Source organism: Mitsuokella apri (assembly GCF_051886055.1).
In the GTDB taxonomy this organism is placed as follows: domain Bacteria; phylum Bacillota; class Negativicutes; order Selenomonadales; family Selenomonadaceae; genus Mitsuokella.
On sequence record NZ_JBJEXT010000049.1, the window covers coordinates 68,222 to 91,868 of the forward strand.

23 protein-coding genes are annotated in these 23,647 nt (G+C 54.6%); 13 read left to right on the top strand and 10 right to left on the bottom strand.

All coding sequences use genetic code 11. The annotated features are described in order from the left end of the window. Positions 1-112 precede the first annotated feature (112 nt). The 10 genes from ACI4OH_RS07575 to pdxT all read left to right on the top strand — a co-directional run bounded on the left by ACI4OH_RS07575 (position 113) and on the right by pdxT (position 11,318). Entirely contained in the window at positions 113-772 is a 660-nt protein-coding gene (locus tag ACI4OH_RS07575) for a hypothetical protein (RefSeq protein ID WP_435721855.1), read from the top strand. Between the two features lie 135 nt (positions 773-907). Next, positions 908-2,227, top strand: coding sequence for a secretin GspD/PilQ domain-containing protein (locus ACI4OH_RS07580; protein WP_435721874.1), 1,320 nt, complete (start codon positions 908-910; stop codon positions 2,225-2,227). Positions 2,228-2,395: 168 nt separating this feature from the next. Beyond that, complete coding sequence (locus ACI4OH_RS07585; protein ID WP_432646374.1) at positions 2,396-3,043, top strand: precorrin-2 dehydrogenase/sirohydrochlorin ferrochelatase family protein; 648 nt, start codon at positions 2,396-2,398, stop codon at positions 3,041-3,043. After that, positions 3,012-4,331, top strand: a complete 1,320-nt coding sequence (hemA, locus tag ACI4OH_RS07590) for a glutamyl-tRNA reductase (RefSeq protein WP_435721856.1) — start codon at positions 3,012-3,014, stop codon at positions 4,329-4,331. The genes ACI4OH_RS07585 and hemA overlap by 32 nt, the downstream gene beginning before the upstream one ends. Further along, positions 4,291-5,244, top strand: a complete 954-nt coding sequence (gene hemC, locus ACI4OH_RS07595) for a hydroxymethylbilane synthase (RefSeq protein ID WP_435721857.1) — start codon at positions 4,291-4,293, stop codon at positions 5,242-5,244. Before hemA ends, hemC begins: the two co-directional genes overlap by 41 nt. A 90-nt stretch (positions 5,245-5,334) precedes the next feature. Beyond that, entirely contained in the window at positions 5,335-6,858 is a 1,524-nt protein-coding gene (cobA, locus tag ACI4OH_RS07600; RefSeq protein ID WP_435721858.1) for a uroporphyrinogen-III C-methyltransferase, read from the top strand. Between the two features lie 383 nt (positions 6,859-7,241). Then, positions 7,242-8,222, top strand: coding sequence for a porphobilinogen synthase (gene hemB / locus ACI4OH_RS07605; RefSeq protein ID WP_432646379.1), 981 nt, complete (start codon positions 7,242-7,244; stop codon positions 8,220-8,222). Positions 8,223-8,236: 14 nt separating this feature from the next. Continuing rightward, on the top strand, positions 8,237-9,556 hold the full coding sequence (gene hemL / locus ACI4OH_RS07610) for a glutamate-1-semialdehyde 2,1-aminomutase (protein WP_439784523.1): 1,320 nt from the start codon (positions 8,237-8,239) through the stop codon (positions 9,554-9,556). A gap of 309 nt (positions 9,557-9,865) precedes the next feature. Then, entirely contained in the window at positions 9,866-10,750 is an 885-nt protein-coding gene (gene pdxS, locus ACI4OH_RS07615; RefSeq protein WP_439784524.1) for a pyridoxal 5'-phosphate synthase lyase subunit PdxS, read from the top strand. 1 nt (position 10,751) lies between these two features. After that, positions 10,752-11,318, top strand: a complete 567-nt coding sequence (pdxT, locus tag ACI4OH_RS07620) for a pyridoxal 5'-phosphate synthase glutaminase subunit PdxT (protein ID WP_439784525.1) — start codon at positions 10,752-10,754, stop codon at positions 11,316-11,318. 44 nt (positions 11,319-11,362) lie between these two features. Here the strand turns inward: pdxT and ACI4OH_RS07625 are convergent, their stop codons facing one another. The 7 genes from ACI4OH_RS07625 to ilvA all read right to left on the bottom strand — a co-directional run bounded on the left by ACI4OH_RS07625 (position 11,363) and on the right by ilvA (position 19,364). Then, positions 11,363-12,130 carry a C40 family peptidase gene (locus tag ACI4OH_RS07625; protein WP_439784526.1) on the bottom strand — a complete coding sequence of 256 codons (768 nt, stop codon included), beginning with the start codon at positions 12,128-12,130 and terminating at the stop codon, positions 11,363-11,365. A gap of 80 nt (positions 12,131-12,210) precedes the next feature. Further along, entirely contained in the window at positions 12,211-12,597 is a 387-nt protein-coding gene (locus ACI4OH_RS07630; protein WP_432647858.1) for an ArsR/SmtB family transcription factor, read from the bottom strand. A gap of 35 nt (positions 12,598-12,632) precedes the next feature. Continuing rightward, positions 12,633-13,733 carry a DUF871 domain-containing protein gene (locus ACI4OH_RS07635; protein WP_432647859.1) on the bottom strand — a complete coding sequence of 367 codons (1,101 nt, stop codon included), beginning with the start codon at positions 13,731-13,733 and terminating at the stop codon, positions 12,633-12,635. A 49-nt stretch (positions 13,734-13,782) separates the two neighbouring features. Then, entirely contained in the window at positions 13,783-15,252 is a 1,470-nt protein-coding gene (locus ACI4OH_RS07640) for a PTS transporter subunit EIIC (RefSeq protein WP_439784527.1), read from the bottom strand. Further along, positions 15,242-16,180 (bottom strand): N-acetylmuramic acid 6-phosphate etherase, encoded by a 939-nt coding sequence (gene murQ, locus ACI4OH_RS07645; protein WP_432647862.1) that lies wholly within the window; start codon positions 16,178-16,180, stop codon positions 15,242-15,244. The genes ACI4OH_RS07640 and murQ overlap by 11 nt, the downstream gene beginning before the upstream one ends. A 161-nt stretch (positions 16,181-16,341) precedes the next feature. Then, complete coding sequence (locus ACI4OH_RS07650) at positions 16,342-17,874, bottom strand: L-lactate permease (RefSeq protein WP_439784528.1); 1,533 nt, start codon at positions 17,872-17,874, stop codon at positions 16,342-16,344. A 227-nt stretch (positions 17,875-18,101) separates the two neighbouring features. Beyond that, positions 18,102-19,364, bottom strand: a complete 1,263-nt coding sequence (gene ilvA / locus ACI4OH_RS07655) for a threonine ammonia-lyase (RefSeq protein WP_432648021.1) — start codon at positions 19,362-19,364, stop codon at positions 18,102-18,104. Between the two features lie 211 nt (positions 19,365-19,575). Here ilvA and ACI4OH_RS07660 point away from each other — a divergent pair, with 211 nt between their 5' ends. Together ACI4OH_RS07660 and ACI4OH_RS07665 are read left to right on the top strand one after the other, a co-directional pair. Beyond that, positions 19,576-20,022: a universal stress protein gene (locus ACI4OH_RS07660; RefSeq protein ID WP_432648022.1), complete on the top strand. Its 447-nt coding sequence runs from the start codon at positions 19,576-19,578 to the stop codon at positions 20,020-20,022. A gap of 27 nt (positions 20,023-20,049) precedes the next feature. Then, complete coding sequence (locus tag ACI4OH_RS07665) at positions 20,050-20,466, top strand: universal stress protein (protein ID WP_295630651.1); 417 nt, start codon at positions 20,050-20,052, stop codon at positions 20,464-20,466. Between the two features lie 107 nt (positions 20,467-20,573). On the opposite strand, the gene nrdG is transcribed toward ACI4OH_RS07665, so the two are convergent. The 3 genes from nrdG to ACI4OH_RS07680 form a co-directional block, all read right to left on the bottom strand. Continuing rightward, a complete protein-coding gene (gene nrdG, locus ACI4OH_RS07670; RefSeq protein WP_432648023.1) occupies positions 20,574-21,089 on the bottom strand; it encodes an anaerobic ribonucleoside-triphosphate reductase activating protein in 516 nt (171 codons plus the stop codon). Positions 21,090-21,198: 109 nt separating this feature from the next. Further along, the gene (nrdD, locus tag ACI4OH_RS07675; RefSeq protein ID WP_432648024.1) at positions 21,199-21,483 is read right to left on the bottom strand and encodes an anaerobic ribonucleoside-triphosphate reductase; all 285 of its coding nucleotides are present in this window, start codon (positions 21,481-21,483) and stop codon (positions 21,199-21,201) included. Between the two features lie 393 nt (positions 21,484-21,876). Beyond that, positions 21,877-22,944, bottom strand: coding sequence for a mechanosensitive ion channel family protein (locus ACI4OH_RS07680; RefSeq protein ID WP_435721864.1), 1,068 nt, complete (start codon positions 22,942-22,944; stop codon positions 21,877-21,879). 138 nt (positions 22,945-23,082) lie between these two features. On the opposite strand from ACI4OH_RS07680, the gene ACI4OH_RS07685 reads away from it, so the two are divergent. Continuing rightward, positions 23,083-23,619 (top strand): GNAT family N-acetyltransferase, encoded by a 537-nt coding sequence (locus tag ACI4OH_RS07685; RefSeq protein WP_432648559.1) that lies wholly within the window; start codon positions 23,083-23,085, stop codon positions 23,617-23,619. The last annotated feature ends 28 nt before the right edge of the window (positions 23,620-23,647 follow it).

Sequence of the window (23,647 nt, forward strand, 5' to 3'; positions counted from 1 at the left end):
TGCCAATCCACAGGGAAAGTCAACGGCACAGAAAGGCTCTGTCATTTGGCAGAGCCTTTCTTCATAATTGCTTTAGTCAGAATAATGAAACATTATAAGGAGGGAGGCTGTATTGGAACAATGGACAATAAAGAGAAAAAAACAGGCTGGCTGTTTTTTGGCCGGCTGTCTGCTTCTGTCAGTGTACTTTTGGCAGTCTGATGAGGATACGGGGCTGACTGTGTCGGAGTCGGCTGTTTCGGGGCAGTCTGCTGCAGGATTGGAACAAGTCTCAAAAGAAAAATCAGGCAGTCTGGATGCTGGCCGGAAAGCACAGCAAAAGGAAAATGCACGCTACCAAAAGATACGGGGCATGGAAAGCCAGACTTCTTTAGCAGAGCTGCACAATCCATTCTCGCCTGCTCATGAAAAGCGCGGGGAAGCAGCTGCAGCGGCAAGTCGGGATTTGAAGGAGCCGGCGGGGATGCAGAAAAAAATATCGGCAGGTCCTATTGGAGCAGGAAGTCCCTATCGTAATGAGAGTCAGACTGGTCAGAAGGCTGCCGAGATGCAGCCGGAGTCTGCAGCACAGGAAAAAACGGCTGCATTGAGGCTGAGCGGGATTGTGCAGGGCGGTATGCCACTGGTCATTTTGACAGATGGACGCCAGAGTGCGTCTTTGACAGTAGGAGAGCATTTTGCAGGCTGGGAAGTGCTGGAAATCGGCTCACAAAGTGTCCATCTGCAGGGACCGGCAGGAGAGAAATGGCTGGATCTGACTTCGCTGGAATGAAGGACAGGCGTATCAGGCATATGGATCAGACCTAATGGATGGAAAATGAAAATAAAGCAGAAAAGCAGGAAAGAAGGCAGAGAAAAATTTTTTAAATGAGGAGGCTGTGAGATGACGACAGTCAAATGGAAGAAAATGATATTCGCGGGATTTTTAACGGGAATATTCCTGATGCCGGTTTTTCCGGTCCGGGCTGAGGCTGCGCCCATTGCGATGCGGGTGGTAGAGGGCGATGTTCGCTCTGTTCTGCTGACATTGGCCAGAGCTGGCCATGAAAATATCGTTCTGGATGACAGCGTGACAGGAACCGTAACGCTTAATGTCACAGAAGAGCCGCAGAAGCTCCTGCAGATGGTAACAGCTGCCAAGGGGCTGGTCGTGGTCAAAGAGGGGTCGACCTATCTGGTGACAACGGCTGCACAGGCAGAAAGTCTTCGCAGGGTCCATGTGTATCCGGTCCGCTATGCTGACCCTGCGGATCTGGCACGGGCTGCAGAATTGTCCCTGCAGCATCATGGGACAGCGTCTGAGAGCCGTGACTCTGCAGACAAAAAGGGAAAAGAGTCTCCTGCAGGAAAAGGTCAGGCCGAAGGACAGCGCGTCCTGGTGGACAGTGCGACCAATTCGCTCTTGTTCTATGGTACGGCAGCTGAGGCAGCAAATGTCGAACAGGTCGTAAAAAAGCTTGACTGCCAGCCGCAGCAGGTATCGCTTGAGGCCAAGGTTGTGGCGCTTTCGAAAGATGCTTCGAAAAAACTCGGCGTGGAATGGAATTGGTCTTCCCTGCCACAGTATCCGGATTATGAAACGACGTACCGTCATAAGGGCAGCAGCAATGAAGTGCAGGAAAAGGAAATCAAGCGCCATACGCAGGACGGGACCATTCCGGGCATCATCCAGTTCGGGCGCGGCCCTGAGGGCATTCCGTTTGAGTTTTATTACGGGGCAACGATACAGGCCCTTGTGACGCAGGGCAAGGCCAAGATGCTCGCGCGCCCGAACATTACGACGGTGCAGGGCCGCGAGGCCGTCATCAACATCGGCGGCGAAGTGCCGGTGCCGACGCAGTCCGTGACAGACAGCACGACTACAACGACTTATACATACCGTCAGGCCGGCATCATCCTGCGCTGCACGCCGCGCATTCACGATGATGGGCGCATCACGGCTTCTGTTCATACGGAAGTCAGCTCGCCTCTTTATGTCGAAGATATCAAAGCCTATCGTTTTCAGAATCGCAGTGCCGATACGACAGTCAGTCTGCGCGATGGTGAGACCATGGTCATCGGCGGTTTAATTGGCAGCGATGAATCGAGGACGCTTTCGAAAATCCCATTTCTGGGAGATCTGCCAATCCTCGGTTCGTTCTTCCGCAGCGTGCGCAGGAGTCATTCAGAGTCTGAAATCATGATTTTCCTCACGGCACATGTCATTCCGGAGCACGAAAAAGTCTAAAATCCGTCAGAGGAAGGACAGACAGGGAAGTCAGGAGCAAAAGTCAAAACGACTTTTGCTCCTGACTTCTTTTCTTTTGCGGATGCATAAGTTATAATAAGAAAGTAGTTGAAATAAATGAACGAGATTCGTAATTGATGATGATTCAGATTGAAGTGAGGGATGAGCGTGCAGTATCCAATCAATATGGAAATTGCCGGACGCGTCTGCGTGATCATAGGCGGCGGACGTGTGGCGGAGCGCAAGGCACAGGTCCTGCTGCAGGCGGGGGCTCATCTGACCATCATGGCACCATCGCTTACGAATGCGCTTTATCAGGAAGCTTCGACGGGATGCTTTTTCTGGCTGGCGAGACCGTATGAAGATGGTTTTTTGCGGCGGGTCAGGCCCTTTTTGGTATTCTGTACGGCAGATAATCACGAGGTTAACCGCTTGGCTGCTGCTGAGGCGAGAGAAGCGGATGCTCTCGTCAATGTCGCCGATGAGCCGGAGCTTTCGGATTTTTTCGTGCCGGCGAGCATTCGGCGCGGGAAATTCCTGCTGACCATCGGCACCGGCGGCTTGAGTCCTGCTTTTTCGCGCTGCCTGCGCGGTCAGCTCGAACAGGCTTTCCCGCCGGCGTTCGGCATCTGGGTGGAGCGTCTATCTGAGATACGGAATGAAATGAAGGAAAAGCTGCCGACGAGCGATGCGCGTCAGACGTTCTGGCGCTTGGCGCTTTCAAGAGAAGTGATTAATTTAGTCAGGGCCGGCCAGCTGGACCGGGCGGAGGTATTGATTCGACATGCAGTTATTGGTTTTAGGTCTCAATCATAAAACGGCACCCGTGGAGGTGCGTGAGAACTTTTCCATCCCGAAGCCGTCCATACGCGATGGCCTTGAGAATCTCAATGAATATGAAGGCCTTTCGGAAGCCGTGGTCCTTTCGACCTGCAACCGCAGCGAGATGTACGCGGTTGTTGACGATGCCAAGGAAGACCTCGCCACGCTCAAGCAGTTCTTATTCGATTTGACCGGCAATGACGATGATATTGACGAATATCTTTATTCATTCGTTGATGAAGAATGCATCCGGCATCTTTTCAACGTGGCCGCGAGCCTCGATTCGCTTGTACTCGGCGAAGGTCAGATTCTTTCGCAGGTCAAGGAGGCTTATGCGATTGCGCGCGAGGCGGGTTCGACGAGCACCGTGCTCAATACGCTTTTTCATCGCGCCATTGCCACGGGCAAGCGCGTGCGCACGGAAACGCGCATTGCCTTCAGTTCGGTTTCGGTCAGCTATGCGGCCGTGGAGCTCGCAAAGGAAAAGCTCGGCACACTGGAACAGTCAAACGCTTTGATTTTCGGCGCGGGCAAGATGGCGGAACTCACGGCTCAGCACCTCGTTTCGCATGGTGTGCGCGAGATTTACGTGGCGAACCGCCATATCGAGAAAGCCGAGCAGCTCGCGGCAGAATTCGGCGGCGAGGCCGTGCCTTTTGAAGGAGCCCTGAAGCGGGCCGTGGATGTCGATGTCATCGTGACTTCGACCGGTGCGCCGCATTACGTCGTCAAGCCTTGGGAAACGCGTCAGCTCATGACGAAGCGCAAGGGCAGGCAGCTCTTTTTCATCGATATTGCCGTGCCGCGCGATGTTGACCCGGATGTCAGCCAAATCAAGGGCGTGACGCTCTACAACATCGATGCCCTCGAAGAAGTGGTCGATGAGCATAAAGAAGAACGTCAGCAGGAAGCGAAACTCGCCCATAAGATTGTCGAAGAGGAAGTCAAGTCCATCGAGGATAAATTCCAGTATCTTTCGTTTCGCCCGCTCATGGCCCTGCTTTCCGAGCGCTGTGAACGCATCCGTCAGCGTGAGATTCGGCGTGCCTCTTCGAAATTGCCGGACCTTACGAAGGCAGAACGGCGCCAGATTGAGCATATGACGCGCATGATCGTGCGCAAGATTCTGCGCATGCCGATGATGAAGCTCAATGCCTCGGCCGGCACGCCGCAGGAAGCATTTTATATTGAAGCAATGCGGGCTTTATTCAAGCTCGACACGATAGGGGAGGCGGCAACGAGTGAAGAACGGCACAATCGTTATCGGAACGCGCAGCAGTAAATTGGCCTTATGGCAGGCCGACTACGTCGCAGGATGCCTGCAGAAAAAATATCCGGAGCTCAAAGTGGAAAAGAAGCTCATGACCACAAAGGGTGATAAAATCCTCGATGCGCCGCTGGCGAAAATTGGCGGCAAGGGGCTTTTCACGAAGGAACTCGAACAGGATATGCTCGAGGGCGGCATCGACCTTGCTGTGCACAGCCTGAAGGACATGCCGACTGAGGTGCCCAAAGGCCTTGTGATTTCGGCCATCACCAAGCGTTTTGACGCAGGCGACGCCGTCGTAAGCCCGAAGTATAAGACGTTTGCAAATCTGCCAAAAGGCGCAAAAGTCGGCACCTCGAGCCTGCGGCGCAAGGCACAGCTGCTGCACGCCAGGCCGGACCTTCACATCTGCGATTTGCGCGGCAATGTCAATACACGCCTTAAGAAACTCGAAGAGGAGCATTTCGATGCCATCATTCTCGCCGTGGCAGGCCTTAAAAGACTGGGCTTTGCGGACCGCATCACGGAGGTGCTGCCCAAATCCATGGTTCTGCCGGCTGTCGGGCAGGGGGCACTTGCCATCGAGACGCGTCAGGATGATGACGAAATCCGCGGCCTTATCGATTTTCTCAATGATGAGGAAACCGGGGCCTGTGCAAAGGCTGAGCGTGCTTTTCTTGCGCGCGTCGAAGGCGGCTGTCAGGTGCCGGTCGGCGTTTACGCGGTGCCGACAGAAGAGACAGAAGGAAAGAGTGACCTGCGTGTCGAAGCTGTCATTGCATCGCTTGACGGTCAGCGTCTTTACCGCGATGCCATAGAGGGCAGTGCGGCAGAGGCCGAAAAAATGGGGACGGAGCTTGCCGATCAGCTGCTTAATATGGGCGGCCTGGCGATTCTGCATGAAATCGGCCTGCTGCTGGACCGCTGAGAGCTGTTCTTGAGGATTTTATAGGAAATGTAAGAAGAACGGCAGGACGGGAACTCCCGTCTGGCCGTGTGTATCATAAAGGAGAGTAACATGGCAGGTATGGTATATCTGGTCGGAGCGGGTCCCGGAGACTATCGCTTAATCAGCCTTAAGGCAGTCGACTGCCTGAAGAAAGCCGATGTCGTCGTCTATGACCGGCTCGCAGATGACCGCATTTTAGGCTGGGCGCCAAAAGATGCAGAATTCATCTATGTGGGCAAGGCTTCGAGCCATCATACGATGAAGCAGCCCGATATCAATCAGCTGCTCGTCGATAAGGCCAAGGAAGGCAAGACCGTCGTGCGCCTCAAGGGCGGCGACCCCTTCGTCTTTGGCCGCGGCGGCGAGGAAGGACTGCTGCTCGAGGAAAATCATCTGCCGTTTGAGGTAGTGCCGGGCATCACCTCGGCCATCTCGGTGCCGGCTTATGCGGGTATCCCCGTTACGCACCGCGGCATCGCGACATCGTTTGCCGTCATCACGGGGCACGAAGACCCGACGAAGGGCAGGAGCAACATCCGCTGGGATAAACTTGCGACCGGTGTTGACACCTTGGTATTCCTTATGGGCGTGGCCAATCTGCCGCACATCACAGAAGAGCTCATCAAAAACGGCCGTCCGGCCGCTACGCCGGCAGCCGTCATCCGCTGGGGCACAAAGCCGGAGCAGCGCGTCCTGATGACGACCGTGGGCAAGGCGGCAGAGGATGTGGCCAAAGCCAATCTCAGACCGCCGGCCATCTTCATCGTTGGGGATGTCGTCAAACTGCGCGAAAAACTTCAGTGGTTCGATAAACTCGCGCAGAAGCCGCTGTTTGGCAGGACCGTGCTCGTCACGCGCGCCCGCAGTCAGGCTTCGAAACTCACGGCAAAACTCGAAGAGCTCGGTGCCCGCGTCATCGAAAAACCGGCCATTGCCATTGCCGCACCGGATGATGCGTATGCGGCTGTCGATGGGGCTATTGCGGAGCTCGACAAATATCAGTGGCTGATTTTTACGAGCACGAATGGCGTGGAACATTTCTTCGACCGTCTTTACACTGCCGGCAAAGATGTGCGTGCCCTCGGCTACGCCAAAGTGGCCGCAATTGGCCAGACGACAGCGAATAAGCTCAGGGAATACGGCATCATCGCCGACGTTGTCCCGCAGGAATTCCGCGCCGAAGGCATCATCGAAGCCCTGAAGGGCAAACTGCCGCCGCATGCCAAAATTCTGCTGCCGCGCGCCGCTGCCGCCCGCGAAATCCTGCCCGAAAAACTGCGCGAACAGGGCGCAGAAGTCGACGTCGTGCCGGTCTATCAGACCGTGACGGCAGCAGCCACCCCGGAAGAAATCGCAGAGCTCACCAAGGAACTTGAGGATGGCAGCATCGACTACGTGACCTTCACGAGCTCTTCGACCGTCCACAACCTCATCAAACTGCTCGGCAGCACAGAGCCTCTTGCGAACGTTAAAAAAGCCTGCATCGGCCCCGTGACAGCGGAGACAGCAAGAAAAGCCGGCCTTGAGCTGGATATCGTGGCCAAGACTTATACCATTGAGGGACTGGTTCAGGAAATCGAGCAGCATATCTAACTGGCAGGGAGGAAGGAGCGGTGAGCCATAAGCGAAGCTTCAGCCTGCTGCGCGAAGCGTTGGCTCATTGCTCCTTCCGGACGTTTCTGCACATGAGGGCAGCGTGGCATGACTGCCCAACGCTCCGCGTGGCCTGCTGCTAAACCAATTTTTTGCTCTATAATGAATCCCATCAAAAGAGCTAAACGCACTTCGTTTGAACGACGCTCTTTTGACGGGGGTCCGGTCGGCAAAAAATTGGTTCTTAACGCAGAAGGCCAAAGCTCCGCTTATGGTCAGCCATGCCACGCAGGCTGCTGTTGTATCTTTTGTGTAAGGTTTTGAGACGATTCTATAATTTGATGCAGTGATTCATTACTGAATTTTTTTAGGAGATGTTTTTCATGTATAATCAGAAGCTTCGTCCGCGCCGTATGCGCATTTCGCCGGCCATGCGTGCCATGGTTCGGGAGACGACTCTTTCGGCTAAGGATTTTGTTTATCCGATTTTCGTCGTGCCGGGTGAAAATGTCAAGGAAGAGATCCCGAGCATGCCGAACTGCTATCATCTGTCGGTTGATAATGCCGTAGAGCTGGCCAAAGAGATTTATGAACTCGGCATTCCGGCCGTTGAAGTCTTCGGCCTGCCGGAATACAAGGATGCAGACGGCTCTTCTGCCTGGGACCCGACGAGCCCTGTACAGCGCGCCATCAAGGCCATCAAAGCGGCTGTGCCGAATCTCATGATTGTCGGCGACGTCTGCCTCTGCCAGTACACGACGCACGGCCACTGCGGCCATCTCGAAGGCCACTATGTCGACAACGACAAGACGCTGAAGCTCCTGCAGAAAGTCGCGGTCTCGCAGGCCGAGGCTGGTGCGGACATCATCGCTCCTTCGGACATGATGGACGGCCGCGTGGCTGCCATCCGCGAAGCCCTCGATGAACACGGCTTCATCAATGTCTCCATCATGAGCTATGCCGTCAAATACGCTTCGGGCTATTACGGCCCGTTCCGCGATGCGGCAGACAGTGCACCGGCCTTCGGCGACCGCCGCCAGTATCAGATGGACCCTGCCAATGCCCGTGAGGCACTCAAAGAAGTCGACCTCGATATCATGGAAGGTGCCGATATCATCATGGTCAAGCCGGCTCTTGCCTATCTCGATGTCGTGCGTCAGGTCCGCGACCACATCCATCATCCTGTTGCCGTTTACAACGTCAGCGGCGAGTACGCGATGGTCAAGGCTGCTGCCCAGAACGGCTGGATTGATGAAAAACGCATTGTCCTCGAGACTTTGACGGGCATGAAGCGTGCCGGTGCCGATATCATCATCACGTACCATGCCATTGATGCCGCTAAGTGGCTCAAGGAAGAAGAATAAGGGAGGATATTCCTGTGCTGAATCTTGAAAAATCTCTCGCGGCTTTCAATGAAGCCAAGAATCTCATGCCGGGCGGCGTCAACAGCCCTGTGCGCTCGTATGCCAATGTCGACTGCAACCCGCCGTTCATCGCACGCGCCAAGGGCGACCGCATCTTCGACATCGATGGCAATGAGTACATCGATTATGTCGGCTCGTGGGGCCCGATGGTCGTCGGCCACGCGCATCCGAATGTCGTCAAGGCCCTGCAGGAAGCCGTCACGCGCGGCACGAGCTACGGCGCGCCGACGCTTTTGGAATCTGAGCTTGCCAAGCTCGTCATGAAGGTCTATCCGTCGATTGAAGTCATCCGCATGGTCAACTCGGGCACCGAGGCGACGATGAGCGCCCTGCGCCTGGCACGCGGATATACGGGTCGCGATAAGATTGTCAAATTCATCGGCTGCTACCACGGCCACAGCGACAGTCTGCTCGTCAACGCCGGTTCGGGCATGGCGACATTCGGTGTGCCGAGTTCGCCGGGTGTGACGAAGGGCACGGCGGCCGATACGATTTCGGTGCCGTACAACGATGTCGAGGCCATCACGAAGGTCATGGATGAAATGGGCGACGAAATTGCGGCCGTCATCATCGAGCCGGTGGCCGGCAATATGGGCTGTGTGCCGCCGAAGCAGGGCTATTTGCGCACGATTCGCCGTTTGACGGAAGAGCACGGCACCATTCTGATTTTTGATGAAGTCATGTGCGGCTTCCGCGCTTCTTTGGGCGGCGCACAGGCTGCCTACGGCATCACGCCGGACCTCACGTGCCTCGGCAAGATCATCGGCGGCGGCCTGCCGGTTGCCGCTTATGGCGGACGCCGCGACATCATGATGAAGGTCTCGCCGGCCGGTCCTGTCTATCAGGCAGGCACGCTTTCGGGCAATCCTCTGGCCATGACAGCAGGCATCGAGACCTTGAAGCTCATCACGGCAGAACCGGAGCCGGGCGAGGCTGACTACAGCCGCATGCTGACGCTCAAGACGAAGAAACTGCTGCTTGGCTGGCTCGAAAAGGCTAAGGAAGCCGGTGTCGCGATTCAGGCGCATCAGGCCGGTTCGATGTTCGGCATTTTCTTCAACGAGCACGAGGTCTACAATTACGACGATTCGTGTGCTTCGGATCAGGAGGCCTTCAAGGTCTGGTTCAAGAGCATGCTTGAGCAGGGCATCTACCTTGCTCCGTCGCAGTTTGAGACACTCTTCATGTCGGGCGCGCATAGCGACGAAGACATTGACCGCACCATTGAGGCGGCGGGCAAAGCCTTCAAGGATGTGGCGGAGAGCCGCAAATAATATAGGAATGAGACAAACCGTCGGTCTGTGGTGACTGGCGGTTTTTTTCTATGAGGGAATCCGGAACGGGCTGGCCAACACTGCGCGGTGTGCTGCGGCTAAACCGATTTTTCGGCACAATGTTCACTAAGGTCAGTTTCTTTTTATGCAATAGGTCAGATTTTATCTTCAAAGATGAGAAATTTTTTCTTCTAAACAAAATTGGCCATATCATAAAGCGATGGATTGAGACTTTTCGTATGGTCAGAAAAGCGTATACTAAAGGCTGTAATCATTTTTCAGCTCTTGCTGATGAGGAGGTCTTTTTAGATGAAGGAATCGGTAGAAAATCGTTATGAGCTCAACAAGCAGCTGGCGCAGATGCTCAAGGGCGGGGTCATCATGGATGTGACGACGCCGGAGCAGGCAAAGATTGCGGAGGAGGCTGGGGCCTGTGCGGTCATGGCACTCGAGCGCATTCCTGCGGATATCCGGGCGGCGGGCGGTGTTTCGCGCATGAGCGACCCGAAGATGATTAAGGGCATCCAGAATGCCGTTTCCATTCCGGTCATGGCCAAATGCCGCATCGGTCATTTTGTCGAGGCGCAGATTCTTGAGGCCATCGAGATTGACTATATTGACGAGAGCGAGGTCCTGTCGCCGGCCGATGACGTCTACCATATTGACAAACATAAATTCCGCGTGCCGTTTGTCTGCGGTGCCCGTGACCTCGGCGAAGCTCTGCGCCGCATTGCGGAAGGCGCCTCGATGATCCGCACGAAGGGGGAGCCGGGCACGGGCGATGTCGTGCAGGCCGTACGCCATATGCGGAAAATTAACGCCGAAATCGCATCTCTCACGGCTAAGCGCGGGGATGAACTCTTTGAAGCGGCAAAGACTTTAGCCGTGCCGTACGCACTCGTCAAGTACGTCCATGACAACGGCAGGCTGCCTGTCGTCAATTTTGCTGCGGGCGGCGTGGCGACACCGGCTGACGCTGCGCTCATGATGCAGCTCGGCGCCGAAGGCGTTTTTGTTGGTTCGGGTATCTTTAAGTCAGGGAATCCGGCGAAGCGCGCGCGTGCCATCGTGCAGGCCGTGACGAATTACGACAAGCCTGAGATTCTTGCGGAGCTTTCCGAAGACCTCGGCGAGGCCATGGTCGGCATCAACGAGGAAGAAATCAAGCTTCTGATGGCAGAACGGGGGAAATGATATGGCTAAAATTGGTGTACTTGCCGTGCAGGGGGCTTTCATCGAGCACGAAAAGATGTTGGCATCACTCGGCGCCAAGTGCGTGGAACTTCGCAATGCGGCAGATCTAAAAGAAAAGCCAGACGGTCTCGTGCTGCCGGGCGGCGAAAGCACGGTACAGCGCAAAATCCTTATGGAAACGGGCATGTACGAGCCGATAAAAGCGTGGCTTGACGAAGGCATGCCCGTGCTTGCGACCTGCGCAGGACTGATCCTTCTCGCTGAGCATTTGAGTAACGACACGCGGACCTGCTTTAAGACCCTGCCCGTCACGGTCCGCCGCAACGCCTACGGCCGCCAGCTCGGCAGTTTCATCACCGAGGCCGACGTCCGCCACATCGGCGTGATGCGTCAAAATTTCATCCGCGCACCCTACATTGAAAAAGTCAGCCCCGAAGTCGAAGTCCTCTCGAAGACGAATGGCCATGTGACGGCCGTACATTATAAGAATCAGCTGGCCCTGTCTTTTCATCCGGAGGTCGGGCACGATGCGCGGCTGCATCAGGCTTTTCTCGATATGACCGCATAAAAAAATCAGGAGATATCTTAACGTATCTCCTGATTTTTGTTTCTTTATTTCACGATGTGTTTGCCGCCGATGTATCTTGGCTGCCAGTAGCTGTTCGAGAGGCTGTCGATGCGGACGCCTTTGCTTGAGGAGGCATGGATGAACTCGTTGTTGCCGAGGTAGATGCCGCAGTGCGAGGGGCCGGGCTCATAGGTCTCGAAGAAGACGAGGTCGCCGGGTTCAAGCTGGCTCTTACTCGTCGTGCGCAGGCCGAGACGGTACTGGTCGTCGGCGAGACGCGGGATGCTGATGCCGTTCTTGCCAAAGACGTACTGCAGGTAGCCCGAGCAGTCAAAGGCCTTGGGCGTGGCGCCGCCAAAGCTGTAGGGCACGCCAATGTAGGATTTTGCCGTTGAGATGATACTGCTGACCTTGCTGCGGTCGAGGATGGGCTTGTTGTTCGGGACGGTCGGGCCGTAGTTTGGCGCCGTGCTCTTGATGCGTTCGAGCAGGGCTTCTTTGTCCTTTATGGAACCGTGGTAAATCGACTTTGTGTCCCGCAGGGCCCGCCACGTCGCGTTGTTGACGATACCAGTCGGACGAATGTTGTTGTCGCGCTGGAACTGCGTGACGACGCGCTTCGTCTCCTCACCGTAAATGCCATCGATGTCCTTGATCGTATAGCCGACATTCTGGAGCTTCTGCTGCAGGAGCATGACGTCGCGTCCTGAAGAATTGAGTTTGAGCACAGGCGCGGCAAGGCCTGTCGCGGAAAAAAGCAGGGAAAAGAGTCCGGCAATGAGACCGGCTTTTATAAAATGACTCCTGTGCATATGAATCGGGTCCTTTCCAAAAGTTCCAAAAGAAGTTCCAAAAGTCTATAAAAGTCGCTGGAAATCTGCGCAAACCCGTGTCAGGTCATGGATTCGCGTACGTGGTCGAGACCCTGACACATGAGTTTGACGACATGGTCATCGTCGAGGGAATAAAACGCTTCCTTGCCGTCCTTGCGGTATTTCACGAGTCTGGCCGCGCGCAGCACGCGCAGCTGGTGGGAGATGGCCGACTGTCCCATCTGCAGGGATTCCGCGATATCGCAGACGCACATTTCTTTTTCTACGACAAGCAGCGAGAGTAGTTTGATGCGGGTCTTGTCACCTAAGATCTTGAAGAGGTCGGCAAGACGCAGGCTGGTTTCGTCATCGAGTCTGTGCGACAGTGCGTCGTGTATCTTATCCGGATGGGGATGATTGATCTCGCAAAGGTCACAGAGCTCGTTCTTTCTGAGATTATCGTTCATTGGTATAACGTATTCCTCCGACTACTTACATATACTTATATTATATCAGTTTCTGCATCGAACTGGAATGAAAACTTTCTTCCGGGGGTGATGTACTGCAGCATATTGCACTCGCTTTCATCGATCATCGCGGCGACATTCGTGCGCGGGTCGGCTTCCTGCGGCGTGCGGATAATCTGGAGTTCGCCCATGTAGCGGCCGTAGCCTTTATTGTCAATCGTGATGGCGCCAATGGGGCGCATGGTTGCGTTGTCCTGTTCGATGACAGCGTTCATTTTCTTTAAGAGAGGGCGGCTTTCCTGTGCGCGGATGGCGTCGCGCGCTTCATCGAGTCGTGACGTGAACGTATGAGAAAGTAATTTTCGCTGTACGGGGTCTTTTGTCAGCAGCCGGGCACGCAGTGTAATCTGGTCCCCCTTCAGGGCTCCGAGGGCGGCGATTTCCTCATCCGTCGGCAGTGAATCGGCGAGAAAGACAGAATCACAGCCAAGAGCCACGAGATGACGGGCCGAGACCTCCGCTGCTTCATCACGGTGTTCCTCCAGTGTCGGAAGGCCGTCTTTCAGCGGGGAGCGGCGGCGTCCGTCCTGACTGGGGACAAAGGCGCCGACGCGGATGCCGTAGTGATGAAGCAGGATGTTTGCGTGCACGAGGGCCTGTTCACTGAGCCCTGTGCCGCGGCGCGGATAAAAATTATGCAGGGCATCGATGCGGGCAAAATCCGTGCCGGCGTCCTGCAAATCCTGCAGAAGGCGGTGCGTGATGGTCGAAGCGTTGAGCTGAAAGCGCATTTCCGGGAAGCGGTGGGAAAGCGAGGCAATTTCCTCCGCAGAAAAACCGTAGTCAAGCCGCAATGTCGTGATGCCGAGCATGCGGAAGGCCGTGGGATTGAACTCGGGCAGGCCGAGGAGTTTCATGGTTGCGGGAGAAACATCGGAAATGACTTCCATATGACGATGGCGGGCGGCCTTTAAGAGAACGCCGATTTCTTTTTTTAAGGCATTGACGTTGGTTTCCGGGATATGCAGGGAGGTGAAGATGCGCGAAATGCCGGCGCGGGCGGCTCTGGCGAGGAGTAGCAGGTTTTCATCGGGCGTGTTGTCGAGCCCCGGATAAAGGGAAATACCGTTTTCCATATAAAACTTCCTTTCTTTTGCAGACATTTGCTCATGCAAAAGTCAGTATTCAACTTTCTTCCGGCGGGTCATCGAAGCCGATGAGCCATGTGGCAATGAAGCCGCCGATATAGGCCGTGACAAGTCCGAGAAGATAAATGGGAATCTGGTCCGTGGCAGCCGCGAGCGGCAGTCCCGAAATGCCGAGTGTCGCCGCACCGACCATGAACTGGGCCTGCACCGCGCCGCCGCAGGCCCCGCCGATGCAGGCACCGATGAAGGGCTTGCCAAGGGGCAGGGTCACGCCGTAAATCAGGGGTTCGCCGACTCCCATGATGCCGACGGGCAGAGCCGAGGCGATAGTTTTTTTGAGGAAGTGATTTTTCGTCTTGCAGTAAACGGCAAAACTGGCGCCGACCTGTCCGGCACCGGCCATGGCGAGTACGGGCAGCAGGATGGTCACGCCATAGCGCGCGAGAAGTTCCGCGTGAATCGGCGTGAGCGTCTGATGGATGCCGAGCATGACCATCGGCAGAAAGGTGCCGCCTAAGATAAAGCCCGTGATGGCGCCGCCGGAGCCGATGGCGCTCGTGGCAGCCGTGCCGATGCAGTCGGACAGAAAGCCGCCTAAGGGCTGCAGGACGCAGATGGCGATGGTGCCAGAGATTAAAAAGGTGAAAAGCGGTGTGAGGAACAGGCTGAACATCTCGGGGATGATGCGGCGCAGCTGTTTTTCAATCAAGGCGGCGAGGGCGGCTACGAGCAGCACGGAAATGACGCCGCCGCGTCCCGGCACGAGCGGTTCGCCTGTGAGATTGACCGAGGCGAGCCCCGGATGGGCGAGCAGGGCGCCTAAAATGCCGCCCAAAATCGGCGTGCCGCCAAATTCCTTGGCCGCGTTGTAGCCGACAAAGAGATTCATGCCCCAGAAGACCGTGCTGCCGCCAATGGCCAGGAGCTGATAGACGGCCGTCTGCGCAAAAGCAGGGTCAACCTTGCTGACGACATTTAAGGTGCCGCTTATGAGGCCGCAGGCAATGAAGGCTGGAATCAGCGGAATGAAGATGCTGGCGATGCGCTTAAAGAGAAGCTTTAGCGGCGTGGCGTTCTTCGCGCGTATTTTTGCGTGCAGGGCTTTGCCGTCGCCGACTTTGGCGGCTTCGGCAGCGGCTTTTGTACTGGTCTTTGGCGGCGTTGGCGAAGATTTTGCTTCCGAAGGAGCGGAAAGAGCAGAAGGAGCCGCTTTTTCTTCCCCGCTGTCGGTACTGTCCTGCTCTTTTGAGGCAGACTGGTTGCTGAGCAGGGCCGAAAATGCCTCGGTCACGCGGTCCACGCGTCCGGGACCGAAGATGATCTGGAGCTCTTCGCCGGCATCATGGACGCCGAGCACGCCGTTTATTTTTTTGAGCTTGGCGAGCATCGCTTCATCCTTATGCACGAGGACAAGGCGCAGCCGCGTCATGCAGTGTGTGACGGACTGGATATTTTCCGCAGGTCCCGTCAGGAGATAAACCTGCCAGGCAATATCTTCATAATTCATGGGCGGTTTCCTCCTGTGCTGAGGCTTTGCCGAGTGTTTGCCGTATGGCCGCAGCGAGATGGCCATATGCTTTTTCGAGAGCATTTCGGCCTTCGAATGCGGAAATGCCCGTCACGACCATAAGAATGGCGAGCTTGGCATGGCCGTCGGCTGCAGCCAGGGCTTTTTCCGCTTCACCGCGCTCACAGCCGCTTCCTTCCATGACGATGCGCACGGCGCGTTCGCGGAGTTTCTGGTTGCTGGCCCTGACATCGACCATGAGGTTGCCGTAGACCTTGCCGAGTTTGATCATCGTACCCGTTGAAAGCATATTGAGTACGAGTTTCTGGGCCGTGCCGGCCTTCATGCGCGTCGAGCCCGTGACGATTTCAGGGCCGGTGACAGGGGTCAGGGCAATGTCGGCGAGGGCGGCAATCTTTGAATGCTCGCTGCAGGAGAGCGCAATCGTCAGGGCACCGAGCTCATGGGCATACTGCAGGCCACCGATGACGTAGGGCGTGCGTCCTGAGGCAGCGATGCCGACGAGTACATCCTTTGCTGAAAAATTGTGTTCCTTGAGGTCTTTGACTGCTAAAGCGGGATTGTCCTCGGCGCCTTCCTGTGCGCGAAAAATGGCGGGAATGCCGCCGGCGATGAGTCCCTGCACGAGTTCCGGGTCCGTGCCGTAAGTCGGCGGGCATTCCGAGGCATCGAGAATGCCGAGGCGTCCTGAGGTGCCGGCACCGATGTAGAAGAGGCGGCCGCCATCTTTCAGGCGTTGGCTTGTCGCGTCAATCGCTTTGGCGATGGCGGGCAAGATTTTCTTTATTGCAGCCGAGATTTTGCTGTCCTCCTGCTGCATGATCGTGACCATCTCCAGCGTCGTGCAGGTATCGATATGGGCAGAAGCCGGATTGCGGCGCTCTGTCGTGAGTTTTGTTAAGTCCATGGTTGTCATAAAGGGAAAGCTCCGTTTCTATATATAATAGTAGGAATCATAAATTACATAGTATAGTATACCACAAGAGGGAAAACGCCGGAAATGCAGGTCTGCGCAAAGAAAAAGACTGCCGCGGCAAGGCGGCAGCCAAGGATGTGTGTAAGCTGGCATCAGACAACGAGGGATTGACCAAAATAGACGATACAGCCCATGATGATGATGAACGGGATGTAGAACTTGACGGCAAAGTGCAGGAGTTTGCCCTCGCAGCCGACCGTGCCGATGGCCGCCACGGCGATGGCAATGCTCTGCGGCGAAATCATCTTGCCGGCACAGGCTCCCGTGGCATTGGAGGCGGCAATCCAGGCCTGTACGCTTTTGCTGGCACCAATGGCCATGGCGGAGTCCGTCTGCAGCTTGCCGAAGAGCACGCACGAAGACGTGGCCGAACCCGTGATGAAGGTACCGATGGAGCCGATGAACGCGGCGATGGCCGGATAGGCCGTACCCGTAGCGGCAACAGCCGTTTCGGCGATTTCATGCGTCATACCGGCGTAGCCCATGACTTTGGCCGTAGCGATGACGGTGATGATCGTGACGATCGTAAAGCGGAGGTTCCAGGCCGTGCGGCGCAGGCACGAGGTCATGCCGCCAAACGAAGCGCCCTGGATGGCACCGCCGATGAAGGCTGCAAGAAGAATCAGCACGCCCGGCGTTGCCAGCCAGGTGAACGTATAGGGCTCACCGCCGGGGCCGTCGTAAATGAGGACGCTGCTCTTGATGAGGTTCAGCGGGTCATGGATGGCCGGAATGAGTTTTGAGGTCATGAGCAGGAAGACGAAGATGAGGATGAAGGGCATCCAGGCGCGGATGCCGCCCGCAAGCGTGAACGGCTCTTCATCTTCGTGCGGCGGCATGGCGTGTTCGGGGTCGTTGACCGGGAAAAGTTTGGCACAGCCGATGATGGCTGCCATGGCGACAATCGCGCCGCCGACAACGGCGAGCTCCGGACCCATGAACATCGAGATGGCAATTTCGGCTGCCGAGAAGCCAACGCCGGCCGTCAGGCACATCAGGAACATGCCCTTGAGCCCCTTAAGGCTGTGGCTCGCGACGATGACCATGAGAAACGGGCAGAGGATGGTGAGAGGTGCAAGCTGCAGGGCTGTGTAAGTGGCGAGCAGGACAGGGTCCGTATCGGTGACACTGCCGAGCGTGACGAGCGGAATACCGATGGAGCCATAAGCCGTCGGCACGGAGTTGGCAATGAGGCAGACCATAGCAGAAAGGACCGGATTGATGCCGATGCCGGCGAGCATGCCGGCAGGGATGGCGATGGCTGTACCAAAGCCGGCCATGCCCTCGAGGAAGCCGCCAAAACCCCAGCCAATCAGGAGAATCAGTACGCGGCGGTCGTTGCTCACGGAAGTCAGCATTTTTTTGATGGTATCCATGGCCTTTGTCTGGAGCGTCAGATTGTACGTAAAGATGGCCGCAATGATGACGAGCAGGATTGGCCAGCAGGCAAGAGCCACACCTTCGAGGGTGGCCTGCACAGCATGCGGGATCGTCATGTCATTGACAAAAATGCCGGCTGCCAGGGCGATGACGAGTGCAATCGGGCAGGCCTTGTAAGCTGCCATCTTGAGCACACTCAGCGCGATGATGAGCCAGAGGATTGGGGAGAGCGCGATGAGAAACATTGGGTCCTTCCTTTCTAAGCTTATCGTTTAATTTGATGTACTTCATCTGAAAAAAAGATGAACGGATAACTCATTATATAGACAGCTTCCCGGGAAAGTCAATGCAAAAAATAAAGGTTTTATCTTTTTAAGAATCAGAATTTTCACCTGTAATAAAGCAAAGAAAAAACCCCCATTGCTGGAGGTTTCTTTGCTTTGTTTTCTATGGACTTCTAAGAATCTAAGCCTTAGTAAATCTTCTGGATTTCGTAGCCGTTCTTGTTCAGGGCTTCGACGATATGCTGGATATGCTGTTCGTTGTGCGTCTCAACCGTGACAGTCAGCACGACCTTCTTGAAGCTGTCCGTGACCTTTGTCTGGTCGTGGTCGAGCTTGATGACATTGGCATTCTCTTCGGCGAGGATGCGCGAAACATTGAGAAGCTGGCCCGGCTTGTCCGGCAGCTGGACGGCAAAGCAGAAGACGCGGCCGCGTGCAATCAGGGCCTTGTCGATGAGTGCCGAGATGGTCGAAATATCGATATTGCCGCCCGAGATGATGCAGACGACTTTTTTATCCGTGAATGGCAGCTTGGCAAGGGCGGCGAGCGAGAGTACGCCGGCACCTTCGGCAACGAGTTTATGCTTCTCAATCAGCGAGAGCAGGGCATTCATGATATCGATTTCGGAGACCGTGATGATGTCATCGAGGTATTTCCTGCAGAACTCAAATGTCAAAGTGCCGGCCGTTTTGACGGCACAGCCGTCGGCGACCGTATCGGCCGTTGGCAGCGTTACGATTTTGCCCGCTTCGAGCGCTGCTTTCATGCAGGCTGCGTTCTCCGGTTCCACGCCGATGACTTTGACATTCGGGTTGACGAGTTTCGTTGCGAGAGCGACACCGGAAGCAAAGCCGCCGCCGCCAATCGGGCAGAGGATGGCATCGACGTCCTTGAGGGCATCGATGATCTCAAGGGCCGTCGTGCCCTGGCCTAAGAGAACCTGCAGGTCGTTGAACGGATGGATGTAGACATAGCCGTATTTTTTCTGGAGTTCAAGGCTGTGTGCATAGGCATCGTCAAAGCCATCGCCGAAGAGGACGACCTCGGCGCCGAGAGCACGCGTGCCCTCGACCTTGAGGATTGGCGTCGTAGCAGGCATGCAGATGACCGCTTTGACGCCAAGTTTCCGGGCAGCGTAAGCGACGCCCTGGGCATGGTTGCCGGCAGAAGCCGTGATGACGCCTTTTTTGCGCTCTTCCGGTGTGAGCTGGCTGATTTTGTTGTAGGCACCGCGCAGCTTGAAAGCACCCGTATGCTGAAGATTTTCCGGCTTGAGATAAACGTCGTTATGACAGAGCTCGGAAAAATAATCGCTGTGAATGAGTCTTGTTTTGCGGGCTACGCCCTCAAGCTGTTTGGCAGCGCGATAGACGTCAGCAATCGTCGTATGTTCAACAATCTCAGCATTGGAAGGGCTGGAAGGATTAGAAACTTTTTTTTCTTCAGACATATTTAGGTTCCTCCTTTTATGAAGCGCGATACTTTCCGTATTTTATCCAGTTTATCACCATGAGCTTATAAAAGTCAATTACAACTTTACACTTGACTTGTGAAAAAATATTGGAAAAGAAAAAGAAGTTTTTGGAGAATTTAGAGGAATTTGCCCATGTGTTCGCGAATTATACCACATGAAGAAAGAATACTACGGGAGGGATTCTTGTATGGAAAGGTTGGCGCGTATCCTGGTTCCGGTTGACGGATCTGGTGCTTCCGACCAAGCCGTGCGTTTTGCCGCCATTCTGGCAGATGCAACAGGGGCTTCTGTTGACATCCTGCATGTATCTTATTTTGACAGCAGTACGGATGCGGACGAAGTATCGTGGCTGCCGGATAGTGTGGCGGGTCCCATAGGACCGGAGGCTGAGAAAATTCTGGAGCAGGCGAAAAGGCTCATTCCCAAGGCGGTGCTCTTTGAAGCACATCACCGCATTGGCAGTCCTGCTGAGACGATTTTGGACTTTGCCGAGGAAAGGCACAGCGATATGATCGTCGTCGGCAGCCGCCGCATGGATGCCCTGCATGCCGCCCTGCTCGGGAGTGTCAGCACAGAGGTTCTGTACGAGGCGAAATGCCCTGTGACCGTGGTCAAAGAAAATCCTCATCCGTAATGGATATCATGTTAAGGGGGTAATACTATGATGAAGAATATCCTGGTACCGGTCGATGGCTCGGAAGGTTCGGACCGCGCTGTAACGGAAGCGATTTCTCTGGCAGAAGCATGTGATGCAAAGCTCAATTTCCTGTATGTCGCAAACATCAATCAGCTTGCCATCAATGCCTGCCTGTCCGATGCGATCCTTGAGGCTGTTACGAAAGCGGGCAATGTGGTACTTGACCGCGCCATGGAGATGGTTCCGTCTGGCATCGAAAAAGAAGCGTTCTCAGAGACAGGATCTCCTGCCGTCGTCATCCTTGACTTTGCGACGAGCAATGACATGGACCTCATCGTCATGGGCAGCCGCGGCCTCGGCGTCGTCAAAGGCGTACTGCTCGGCAGCGTCAGCCAGTATATTGTCGAACAGTCGAAATGCCCGGTACTCGTGGTAAAATAACACGGCATTTGTGAGTCAAAAAAGAGGTGTCCATAAGCGAAGCTTCAGCCTGCTGCGCGGAGCGTTGGACACCTCTTTTTTGACGCCTTTTTTAGAGGAAAAGCCGCTCAATCTTTGTAGAGCAGCACGATTTCTCCTTTTTTGCGCGTCGCGTTCATGTCGATGACGCGCTGATTCGAGGAGCCGCGGAAGTGGAGTGTGAGGTCGCGGAGTTCCTCGATGTATTCGCCGTCGACGAGAACGTCAATTTCCTTTAAAAGGTCGTCTGTCGCTTCATCGTGACGGTTCTGGAGCTCTTCAAGCGTATAGCCGGAGTAACTCCAAATGTCGAGACCGGCCTTGTGAATTTCTTTGGCCAGACGGGCAAGCGGCGCGCACTGCAGGAAGGGTTCGCCGCCGCTGAACGTGACGCCGGTGAGCAGGGGGTTGTTTTTGATTTTCTGCAGGATTTCGGCAATCGTCTCCTCGCGGCCGCCGTCTATAGGCTGGGTTTCGGGATTTTGGCAGTTAAAGCAGCGGCGCAGGCAGCCCTGTACAAAAATCGTAAAGCGGAAACCGTCGCCGTCGACAATGGAATCTTCCACGATGCCGGCCACGCGCAGCGTATCATCCTGTCCTGACATAGTAAATCGTCCTTCCTGATTCATTCATTTTGTTATATCTATCGTATACGGGCAATAAAAAGCCGCTGCCGGGGGGATGGCAGCGGCTTTTTGCATTTCATCAAAGTGCTCAGTGCAGGCCGTGCTTGACGCGGTCATGCTCTTCTGCGCGCTTCGCGTCGTTCCAGCGGTCGATCGTGCCGACCAGATAGCCTGTAATGCGGCGGATGCGTTCGAATTTCTGCGGCTGGAGTTCGTAGCGGATATCGACCTGGCCGTCCTTCGTGGCGGAGAGTTTCAGCGTATTGACTTTTTCTTTCGTCTGCTGCTCAACATAGTCGATATAATTGACGATTTCCTGCTCGGAGATATCGTTGAGTCCATTTACCTGTACATCAATGCCGTTTACTACCATCTGGGGTCACCCGTCCTTATCTGAATTGAAATGTTTTTGCAATCTGTATGTTTAAGCATCTTCAAATATATGGCGTATCTCGAATGCTTGGGTCAATTATACAATATATATTGCCCATGCGTCAAGGCACCCACTACATATAGTTTTCTGACAGTTCTACTTATCCACAAGAAGATAAGAATAAAAATGCATAATATAATTTTATATTCATATTGACAAAATGAGGAGAGGGAATGCAGTCATGATTTATCAGGCTGTTATGGTGAAAATAGAAAAAGCGAATGAATAAAGATTCTCCATAATAAACTTATCCACAGAAAAAGAGGGATAAGTCCTCTCTTTTCTGTGGATAAAAGAGTACTAGATCTTGTGGCCGAGTTATCCACAGCCCCTTTATTTAGGGGTGGATTCGTCTGGCTGCAGAACCGTGCGTGTCGGATATGGGATTTCGATGCCTTCTTCTCGGTAGCGGCGCGTCAGGGCCTTGATGAATTCGTGCTTGAGCAGGAATTGGTGCTCAAAATAGCTTGAGTGCAGGACGACGTTGAAGTCGATGCTCGATTCACCAAACGTATGGAAGCGTACGGCAGGCTCAAATTTGACATTTTTGTCGATGCGGGCCATGACGTCGTGTGCGACTTCGAGGGTTACGCGTTCGACCTGATCGAGGTCGCTGTCATAGGAAACGCCGACCGGGATGCTGATGACGATATCCTTGCGCGGCATGCTGTAATTCGTGATATTCGAAGAAGCGATTTTCTGGTTCGGGATGACAATCATGTTGCCGCCGCCTGCCGGTACGATGGTCGTAAAGCGCCAGGTGATGTCCGTGACGCGTCCTTCCTCGCCCGTGCTGAGCTTGATATAATCGTCGATGCGCAGCTGCTTGGAAAGAATCAGATGGAGCCCCGAGAAAATGTTAGCGAGTGTTTCCTGCAGGGCGAGGGCGACGGCCATACCGCCGACACCCATGGCGGTGAGGATCGGGGCAATCGAGATGCCGTAATACTGCAGAATGACGAGCACGCCCATCGCGTAGATGATGACGTTGAGGATGGTATTGAGGAGAGTCGTTTTTGGCAGTTTCTCCTGCGAACGTTCGATGTGCAGCGAGATAAAACCATTGATGGTGCGGGCTGCCACACGCGTAATCGAGAGGATGATGACGGTGAAGAGAATGTAGGAAAACAGCCTTGTAAGCGGCTCGATGATGTTGATGGTATTGACAATCCAGTAGAGGCCGACGACAAGGCACAGGGAGACCGGCACGCCGCGCAGTGCATTGATGAAGATGTAGAACCACGAACTTTCGTCGATGTTCAGATGATTTTCGATACGGCGGTTGATGAGCTTGTTGAGCATGATGCCGATGGTCAGAGATGCGGCTAGGATGCAGACGGGGATGAAGAGCATCTCCATCAGATGCGTCCAGTCAATCCACGAGAGCCATTCGGGAAACATAGAAAAACCTCCTTCGTTGTTATGAGATTAGCAGAAATCACTTGCAGACTAAAGTATATCCATTATACTATAGATGGGACAAAAGAAAAGTCAAAAATAACAAAAAGGTTAAAAACTGAACATAAAGGAGTGTTTTTTATGGCAGAAATCCTGCATGTCGGTCATCGTCTTGAGCTGCGCAAGGCAACGATGGATGACCTCGATTTTATCATGAGACTGGAGTACGACCCGGAAAATCTCAAATTCATTGTACCGTTTGACCGCGATTTCCATACGAAAATCATTACCGAGGGCAAGGCAGCCATGGATGTCATTGTCGAGGAAATCGACACGAAGGAGCCGGTCGGCTACCTGCTCATCAATGGTCTGACGACGCCGGCCAAGGAACTTGAGTGGACCCATGTCATCATCGACAAGAAGGGCAAAGGCTATGGCCATGAGGCAATGAAGCTTTTGAAAGCCTGGGGCTTTGATGATTTGAAATTCCATCGCGCCTGGCTCGACTGCAAGGATTACAATGCCCGTGCCCTGCATCTCTACGAATCGGAAGGCATGCAGCGCGAGGGGCTGATCCGCGAAACCATCCTGACAAACGGCGTCTATGAGAATCTTGTCATTCTCGGAATTCTCGACCGTGAATATCAGGCCCGCAAAGAGCAGGGCTTGGAACTCTGATGCTTCGGATTCTATCCTGGTAAAATAA